This is a genomic window from Alkalibacterium indicireducens (assembly GCF_039522005.1).
GTDB lineage: Bacteria > Bacillota > Bacilli > Lactobacillales > Carnobacteriaceae_A > Alkalibacterium > Alkalibacterium indicireducens.
Window position 1 is genome coordinate 1 of sequence record NZ_BAAADA010000044.1, and the last position, 8314, is coordinate 8314.

Here is an 8314-nt window from a genome sequence, read left to right on the forward strand (position 1 = left end):
CATTTTAATATTAAAATTGAAGAGTTACCATCTCTAGAAAAAAAGTTTCCGCCAAAGTCTTGACACATACGTTTAACAGATTCAGCTGAAAAATGCTGGATAAAATGCTATACTTAAGAGCGAATCTATCTAAGAAAGGTCGATAATTTATGCAATATATTACAGTCGATGACCTTGCTTTCCATTATGAAGATGAACCCGTCCTGGAAAATATCTCTTTTGAGGTGAACTCCGGTGATTTTGTCATGCTGACTGGTGAAAACGGGGCAGCAAAAACAACTTTATTACGGAATATCCTGGGACTTCTTAAACCGTCGAAAGGAAACGTCACTCTGTCCAGAACAAATAGGTGGAATGAAAAACTCGTTGTAGGCTATGTTCCTCAGCAGGTTTCTTCATTCAACGCAGGTTTTCCAAGTACTGTTCTGGAACTCGTTCAGTCAGGGAGATATCCTAGAGGACGCTGGTTCAAAAAACTGGATAAAGAAGATAAGGAACATGTCAGACGATCTCTTGAATCCGTTGGTATGTGGGATATGCGTCACAAGAAAATAGGTGAACTGTCCGGGGGTCAGAAGCAGCGTATTTCGATCGCCCGAGTATTTGCAACGGACCCTGATCTCTTTGTCCTGGATGAACCGACCACAGGTATGGACAGCCATTCCCGTGAAGAATTTTATCGCCTACTTAAGCATAACAGTCAGGATCATGGAAAAGGCATACTGATGGTGACGCATGATCATGAAGAGCTGCGTCAATATGCGAATAAACATATCGAACTGATACGGAAGGAGGATTCCCCTTGGAGATGTTTTTCTATGGATTCATGCAAAGAGCCTTCCAGGCATCATTCCTCATCTCACTGATTGCGCCAGTTCTGGGGCTTTTTCTGATTTTGAGAAGACAGTCTCTGATTGCGGATACCCTCTCGCATATATCGCTTGCCGGGGTGGCACTTGGGATGCTGTTAGGTACTGACCCGACCTGGACAAATATTATCGTCGTGATAGGCGTAGCCATCTTACTGGAGTATCTTCGAATGATATACCGGACATATTCTGAAATATCAGTAGCAATGTTGATGTCCGGAGGGATGGCAGTCGCTCTGGTTCTTCTAGGTCTGAACGAAGGCGGTGCATCACTGAATATCAACCAGTTCCTGTTCGGATCCATCGTTACGATAAGCCAGCAGCAGATCTGGCTTCTGCTTGGCTTGACCCTGGCGATCGGGAGCTTATACATTATTTTCAGAAAACCGATGTATATTCTGACGTTTGATGAAGATACGGCATTTACAGCTGGCCTTCCGATTAAGCGTATGTCGATTCTGTTCAACGTACTGACCGGTGTGACGATAGCAGTCATCATGCCAATTGTAGGCGCCTTACTAGTGTCGGCGATTATTATTCTCCCAGCTGCAATTTCCATGCGGTTAAGCAAGAGTTTTAATGGCGTTATCCTTATCGGCATAGTCATTGCAGTTATCGGAATGCTGAGCGGTCTCACTGCTTCGTATCAATACGGTACACCGCCAGGAGCATCGATCACTCTGATATTTATTTTCATTTTTGGGTTGACCACTGCTATAAAGAAACTATTCTCGGCCTCCCAGTATGAACGACTGACCCGTCGCAGAAATATAACTGGCGATACAGATTAATTTGCAAGATAAAAAAGTGACCCTCAACCAAGGACAGGTGATTCTTCCTTGATTGAGGGTCTTTGTGCGAATGTTGTCATAAAATTATCCGAACTGTCTGAGATTCAGTCGGGCATGGATGATAGAATGGTAATGATTGATTACATATTAATGTGGACTAGGTTTGAAGCAGACGATTGGAGAAGAAAATGGCAGCCGGTTTCTGATCGTATTGCTTAACACGTTTAGAAAAGAGTCTACATCTCTTTTTTCCTTCTGCCTCATCAGGGAAAAGATTACCCTTTTGGAGAAAAAGATAAAGGAATAAATGTGGTAAGTTACTGAACAAGCTTTTTATAGATGTCAGCATAGAGGGATGCCTATCGATGGCATCCCTTTTTGATTTCTGAGACAATGAAAAATATTCTTTTCTTATGGAGCCAATCTCTGGTAAAATAGAGAGTAAGGTTAAAATAGAATGATAATTAGTCAAATCAAATAAGGTTGAGGTGAAGACTTAATGAAGAAAGTATTGGTTGCCAACAGGGGCGAGATTGCTATCCGAATATTTAGAGCCCTGCATGAATTAAGGATTTCAACGGTTGCTATATACGCTCAGGAGGACGAAGCGAGCGTTCACCGGTTTAAAGCAGATGAAGCTTATCTGGTGGGAGAAGGAAAGAAGCCCATCGATGCATACTTAGACATTGAAAGCATTATTGCTATTGCTAAAGATTCGGGTGCTGAAGCGATCCATCCTGGATACGGGTTCTTATCTGAAAATCTGGGCTTTGCAGAACGCTGTGAAGAGGAAGGGATCATTTTCATCGGACCGGAAACGCGTCATCTGGATGTGTTTGGAGATAAACTGAAAGCTAAGGAAGTAGCCAAAGAAGCAGGTATTCCTACTATTCCAGGAACAGACGGGCCGGTCGACAGTGTTGAAGAGGTCAAGGCATTCGGACGCACATTCGGATATCCGATCATGATGAAAGCCGCTTTAGGTGGCGGTGGACGCGGTATGCGTGTAGCTCATAACGAAGCCGAAGCTGAAGAAGGATTCGAGCGGGCAAGGAGTGAAGCGAAAGCGGCGTTTGGCCGTGACGATATTTACGTCGAACGCTATATTTCCAACCCCAAGCATATCGAAGTTCAAATCCTCGGGGACAGTCATGGGAATATCGTCCACCTGTATGAACGAGACTGTTCTGTTCAAAGACGTCACCAGAAAGTAGTCGAAGTAGCTCCATGTGTAGACCTGTCTCCTTCAGTGAGAGAAGAACTGTGCCAAACAGCGGTCAAACTCATGAAGCATGTCGACTATGTCAACGCAGGGACAGTAGAGTTTCTGCTTGAAAACGACGAATTTTTCTTTATTGAAGTAAACCCCCGTGTACAAGTTGAGCATACGATCACTGAAATGGTGACCGGAATCGATATCGTTCAGAGCCAGATTCTGATCGCTCAAGGAAAAAATCTGTTTGAAGAAGTCGGACTACCTCATCAGGAAGATATCCGACTGAACGGTGCAGCTATTCAGTGCCGGATTACAACTGAAGATCCAGCAAATGGCTTCCTTCCTGATACTGGGAAAATCAATACGTACCGCTCGCCGGGTGGGTTTGGTATTCGACTGGATGCAGGGAATGGTTTCCAAGGGTCAGTCGTTACTCCATTTTTCGATTCACTCTTAGTTAAACTGTCTGTTCAGGCAATGGACTATGAAAAAGCTGTTCAGAAAATGACACGGTCTCTGATCGAATTCAGAATTCGAGGCGTAAAAACTAATATTCCCTTCCTGATCAACGTACTCAAGCACCCTGAGTTTTCTTCAGGGAAAGCGACGACACGATTTATTGATGAAACACCGGAACTTTTCGAGTATTCAAAGCTGAGAGACAGAGGGAATAAATCTCTAAAGTATATCGGAAATGTAACAGTCAATGGGTTCCCGGGAATCGGAAAAGTAGAGAAAAAAGCGTACAAGAAACCAAGAATGCCGGAGAAGCTGATCCTTCCTTCTGAAGATATCGTCTATCCTAAACATATTCTGGATACAGATGGTCCCGAAGCAGTAGCCCAGTGGCTTAAAGAACAGAACTCAGTCCTGATGACTGATACGACGTTCAGAGATGCCCACCAGAGTCTGCTGGCAACACGTATGCGTTCGAAAGATATGCTGGCAATTGCTGAACAGACTGAGCAGGCGATACCTGAACTCTTCTCTCTGGAAATGTGGGGAGGCGCCACATTTGATGTGTCTTACCGCTTCCTGACCGAAGACCCATGGGAGCGTCTAAGAAAACTCCGTCAGAAAATGCCGAATACTTTACTCCAGATGCTCTTCAGAGGATCGAACGGTGTTGGGTATGAAAATCTGCCGGATAATGTCCTTCAGGAATTCATCCGTCTGGCAGCAGCTAACGGAATCGATGTCTTTAGAATATTTGACAGCCTGAACTGGCTTCCTCAGATGGAGAAAAGTATTCAGTTTGTTAGGGATGAGAACAAGATAGCAGAAACGGCCATCTGCTACACGGGTGACTTGAACGATCCGTCTCAGACTAAGTATACGATGGATTACTATAAGCGGATGGCAAGAGAGCTGGAAGCAATGGGCGCCCATATTCTTGCAATCAAAGATATGGCAGGACTGCTTAAACCGCATGCTGCCTATCGTCTGATCCGCGAACTGAAAAACACTGTGAAGATACCGATTCATCTGCATACGCATGACACGAGCGGAAATGGCGTCTATACCTATGGTGCGGCGATTCGTGCCGGTGTTGACATTGTCGATGTCGCTCAGAGTGCATTAAGTGGAAAAACAAGTCAGCCGAGCATGAGCAGTCTGTATTATGCACTGGAAGGAACATCCCATGCGCCTAATTTCAATATACAGAATGTAGAGCAGCTGAACCGATACTGGGAAGATACACGTAAATACTATGCTGATTTTGAAGAAGGCATGCCTGCTGCGTCTACTGAAGTCTATACGCACCAGATGCCTGGTGGACAGTACACGAACCTCAAACAGCAGGCCAAAGGGGTCGGCCTTGAGGATCGCTGGGACGATATCAAAGCGGCTTATGCTGTCGTGAACCATATGTTCGGGGATATTGTCAAAGTAACGCCGTCTTCCAAAGTAGTAGGAGACATGGCTCTGTTCATGATTCAAAATGACCTGACCGAACAGGACATTTACGATAAAGGAGAGGACATCGATTTTCCTAAATCAGTTGTCAACTTCTTTAAAGGTGAGCTCGGCAGACCCGAAGGCGGATTCCCGAAACGTCTGCAGGAGATCGTTCTCAAAGGAGACAAACCGCTTGAGAAAAGACCAGGGGAATACAAGGAGCCGATGGATTTTGAGAAGGTCAAGGCTGAGCTCGGCGAACACCTGGACAGAGAACCGAGTATGGAAGAGGTCATCAGTTACATCATGTATCCACAGGTCTTCCTGGATTACACCTTCTTCTATAATATGTATGGAGAAGTGAACAAGTTTGATACACCGACCTTCTTCTACGGCATGCGTATGGGTGAGCAGATCGAAGTGACTCTTGAAAAAGGGAAAACGTTGATCATCAAGCTGAATCAGATTGGTGACCCTGATCTGGAAGGTAACCGTACCCTTTACTTTGAACTGAACGGCCAGGCCCGTCAGATTGAAATTCAGGACAAGAGTGTAACGACGACCAAAGCGGTCCGCAAGAAAGCTGAACCGTCCAATAAAGGACATATTGGTGCAACGATGCCCGGTTCTGTTCTTCAGGTTCTGGTCAAGCGTGGTGACAAAGTCGAAAAAGGTGCACCGATTGTTATAACTGAGGCAATGAAGATGGAAACGACGATCCGTTCGTCAATTGCCGGACGAGTTGAACGCTTATTTGTCAAAGAAGGCGATCAGATTCAGTCTAATGATTTGCTTGTTGAAATTGAAACTAAATAAAATTTTTGGTGAAGAGACCCTTGGCAGACGGGTCTCTTTTCTTTTTCTGTACTTTGAAAACCCCCGGCTATGCCGGGGGTTAAGGATAGCTTTCAGCGTGGGGTCAAAAAAAGCCTCACTTCATGATAAGATAAAGTTGGTTTCCCGACCACTTACTCAAATCATTGAAGGAGGCGTCCCATGAAGGACAAGAACAGTTTAGCACATTCACAATGGAGATGTAAGTATCACATCGTTTCCGCACACAAGTACAGAAGACAGATAATATATGGCAAGTATAAACAGAGCATCGGTGAGATTATCCGAGAACTTTGTCAGAGAAAAGGAGTGGAAATACACGAAGCGAATGCGTGCAAGGATCACATTCATATGTTAGTTAGTATCCCACCAAAGTTGAGTGTATCTCAGTTCATGGGGTATTTGAAAGGAAAAAGTAGCCTGATGATTTTCGATCGACATGCCAATTTGAAATACCGATATGGGAATCGAAAGTTCTGGTGTCGGGGGTATTTTGTCGACACAGTCGGTCGAAATAGAAAACAGATCGAAGAGTATATTAGGAATCAGCTTCGAGAAGACTATATGAGCGATCAACTGACATTATTCGAAGAATATGATCCGTTCACCGGACATAAGAACAAGAAAAAACAAACGATTCTTTTAGAATCAGTGAGTAAGTGTGGTGCATAAGGGAAACCCACTCAGTGGGCCTTTCAGGCCGAGGCCGGTAAGAGAGGCTTTCAGCCGCAGAGCAAACCACCAGTTCACACTGGTGGTTTTGATTTTTCAAGAATAAATTATTGATACTGACGAAAAGAAATCACAATAAACGAACATTTATTATTTAAAGCAATAAAAAACCTATGAATTTCCGAATAAAAGAGGTAGAATAGTCAGTAATAGAATGTAATGTACGTTACATAATGAGGTGAAAGTAAAAATGAAAGTAAAACGCAGCGAACGACTAATCGATATTACACATTATCTGATTGAACATCCCCACACATTGATTCCACTCACTCTGTTTTCAAAACGGTATGAGTCCGCAAAATCAAGCATCAGTGAAGATCTTACCATTGTAAAAGAAACATTTGCCAAAAGAGGCATCGGCTTCCTTGAGACTCTGCCCGGAGCAGCTGGAGGAGTCAAATATATTCCAAAGATGAAAGCAGAAGATGTTGAGCTGTTTATCCGCGACTTGTGTGAAGAGCTGAATTATTCCAAGCGACTGCTCCCCGGTGGATATGTCTATCTGTCTGATATGCTGGGGGATCCAAAATGGCTGAGGGGAATCGGACGAGTTATCGCTTCCCAATATATGGATAAAGACGTGGACAGTGTGATGACTGTTGCGACTAAGGGGGTGCCGATCGCTCAGTCCGTGGCCTTTTATCTGAATGTTCCATTTGTTATTGTCAGAAGAGACTCAAAAGTGACTGAAGGGTCCACCGTCAGCATCAACTATGTGTCCGGATCATCTTCCGATAGAGTGGAGAAAATGGAGCTGTCCAGAAGAAGTCTGGACATGGGTTCAAAGGTGCTGATCGTAGATGACTTCCTGAAAGGCGGAGGTACGGTCAACGGCATGATCAGCCTGATCGAAGAATTCAATTCTGAAGTAGTTGGCGCAACGGTTATTGCTGAAAATATATTTAATGGGGAACGTTCAGTGAAAGATTACACCTCACTGATCAAAGTGGATAAGGTCAACACACAGGACCGCACGATCGAAGTATCTCCTGGAAACTTCTCTATCGAGTAAGCTATGGCAGCTATTGTTGGCTGGAAAATCAGTGAGTAATGCCCACTGAGGGACTATCTCGAGTTGAGTAGTAAATAAATGGAATATCATTGCCCACTCAGCGTCTATATCAGTCTGAGTGGGCAATGAATAAATGACAAAAAGGAAAGCCTGCCATCTCCGGCAGGCTTTTTACTTATTCAGAAATCTTTCAGTCTAGGAGTCGAAGTCTTCCTTACGTGTCTGACGAAGCCGGTCTTCTGTTGAATCATCCACATCAGCTTCTCCGTGTGTGTCTTCCAGTTCCGGAGGGGTTCCGTCATTCGTTTTAGGTTCCATCGGCGGCTGACCGCCGTCGCCCATTCCCTGAACGCTTCCCTCATTAGGAAAACCGGCTGTTGTTCCAAGTGTTTCAAGATCCGGATCTCCGGCATGTGTAGCGGAAGATGATGTCGGATTTTCTACATTATCTGTTTTATCAGAACGATCGACAGCGACAACCAGGTGACCTTTCTTCAAGTCATCCCGATACATGTGGAGCGTATCATCTTCTTGTATATAATTTGAATCATTGTAATACTCATCATCTCTTACTAAGAAAGCATCTTTCAGTGATTCCCAGAAACTCTTTTCGTTGTCATGATCTTTATCAGTTCCGTTGACATCCGGATTGGCTACATCGACATTGTCCGGGTTTCGAAGCTGATTGCCTTTATCCTTGTTGGTAAAAATAGTTATATCCTTTTTATCCGTACCTTCGTCCATCAGGCGACGAACGACCTGTTCAGCTTCTCTTTCAGTGGGATAGCTGCCTATGACAGTAAAATCTTTATTCATTAAACTCTTCCTTCCTGAAGATGGCAGAAATAGAACCATCTATTTTCTAGTTTAACGTAATTCCGAAAGAAGTCTCCCACTTCTAAGCGTATGGGTGCGAAGCACCAGTGAAAGTGGGAGATGAATTTCGGTCAAGCGATAGCTT

6 protein-coding genes are annotated in these 8314 nt (G+C 44.2%); 5 read left to right on the forward strand and 1 reads right to left on the reverse strand.

All coding sequences use genetic code 11. The features are described 5' to 3' along the window. The first annotated feature begins 149 nt into the window (after window positions 1-149). The 5 genes from ABFX15_RS03100 to purR all read left to right on the forward strand — a co-directional run bounded on the left by ABFX15_RS03100 (window position 150) and on the right by purR (window position 7353). Complete coding sequence (locus ABFX15_RS03100; protein WP_346024048.1) at window positions 150-866, forward strand: metal ABC transporter ATP-binding protein; 717 nt, start codon at window positions 150-152, stop codon at window positions 864-866. Further along, window positions 803-1660 (forward strand): metal ABC transporter permease, encoded by an 858-nt coding sequence (locus ABFX15_RS03105; RefSeq protein ID WP_346024049.1) that lies wholly within the window; start codon window positions 803-805, stop codon window positions 1658-1660. The genes ABFX15_RS03100 and ABFX15_RS03105 overlap by 64 nt, the downstream gene beginning before the upstream one ends. A 499-nt stretch (window positions 1661-2159) precedes the next feature. After that, on the forward strand, window positions 2160-5591 hold the full coding sequence (locus ABFX15_RS03110) for a pyruvate carboxylase (RefSeq protein ID WP_346024050.1): 3432 nt from the start codon (window positions 2160-2162) through the stop codon (window positions 5589-5591). 180 nt (window positions 5592-5771) lie between these two features. Then, window positions 5772-6281, forward strand: coding sequence for an IS200/IS605 family transposase (tnpA, locus tag ABFX15_RS03115; protein ID WP_346024051.1), 510 nt, complete (start codon window positions 5772-5774; stop codon window positions 6279-6281). 250 nt (window positions 6282-6531) lie between these two features. After that, the gene (gene purR, locus ABFX15_RS03120) at window positions 6532-7353 is read left to right on the forward strand and encodes a pur operon repressor (protein WP_346024052.1); all 822 of its coding nucleotides are present in this window, start codon (window positions 6532-6534) and stop codon (window positions 7351-7353) included. Window positions 7354-7548: 195 nt separating this feature from the next. Here the strand turns inward: purR and ABFX15_RS03125 are convergent, their stop codons facing one another. Further along, window positions 7549-8169 (reverse strand): general stress protein, encoded by a 621-nt coding sequence (locus ABFX15_RS03125; RefSeq protein ID WP_346024053.1) that lies wholly within the window; start codon window positions 8167-8169, stop codon window positions 7549-7551. Between the last annotated feature and the right edge of the window lie 145 nt (window positions 8170-8314).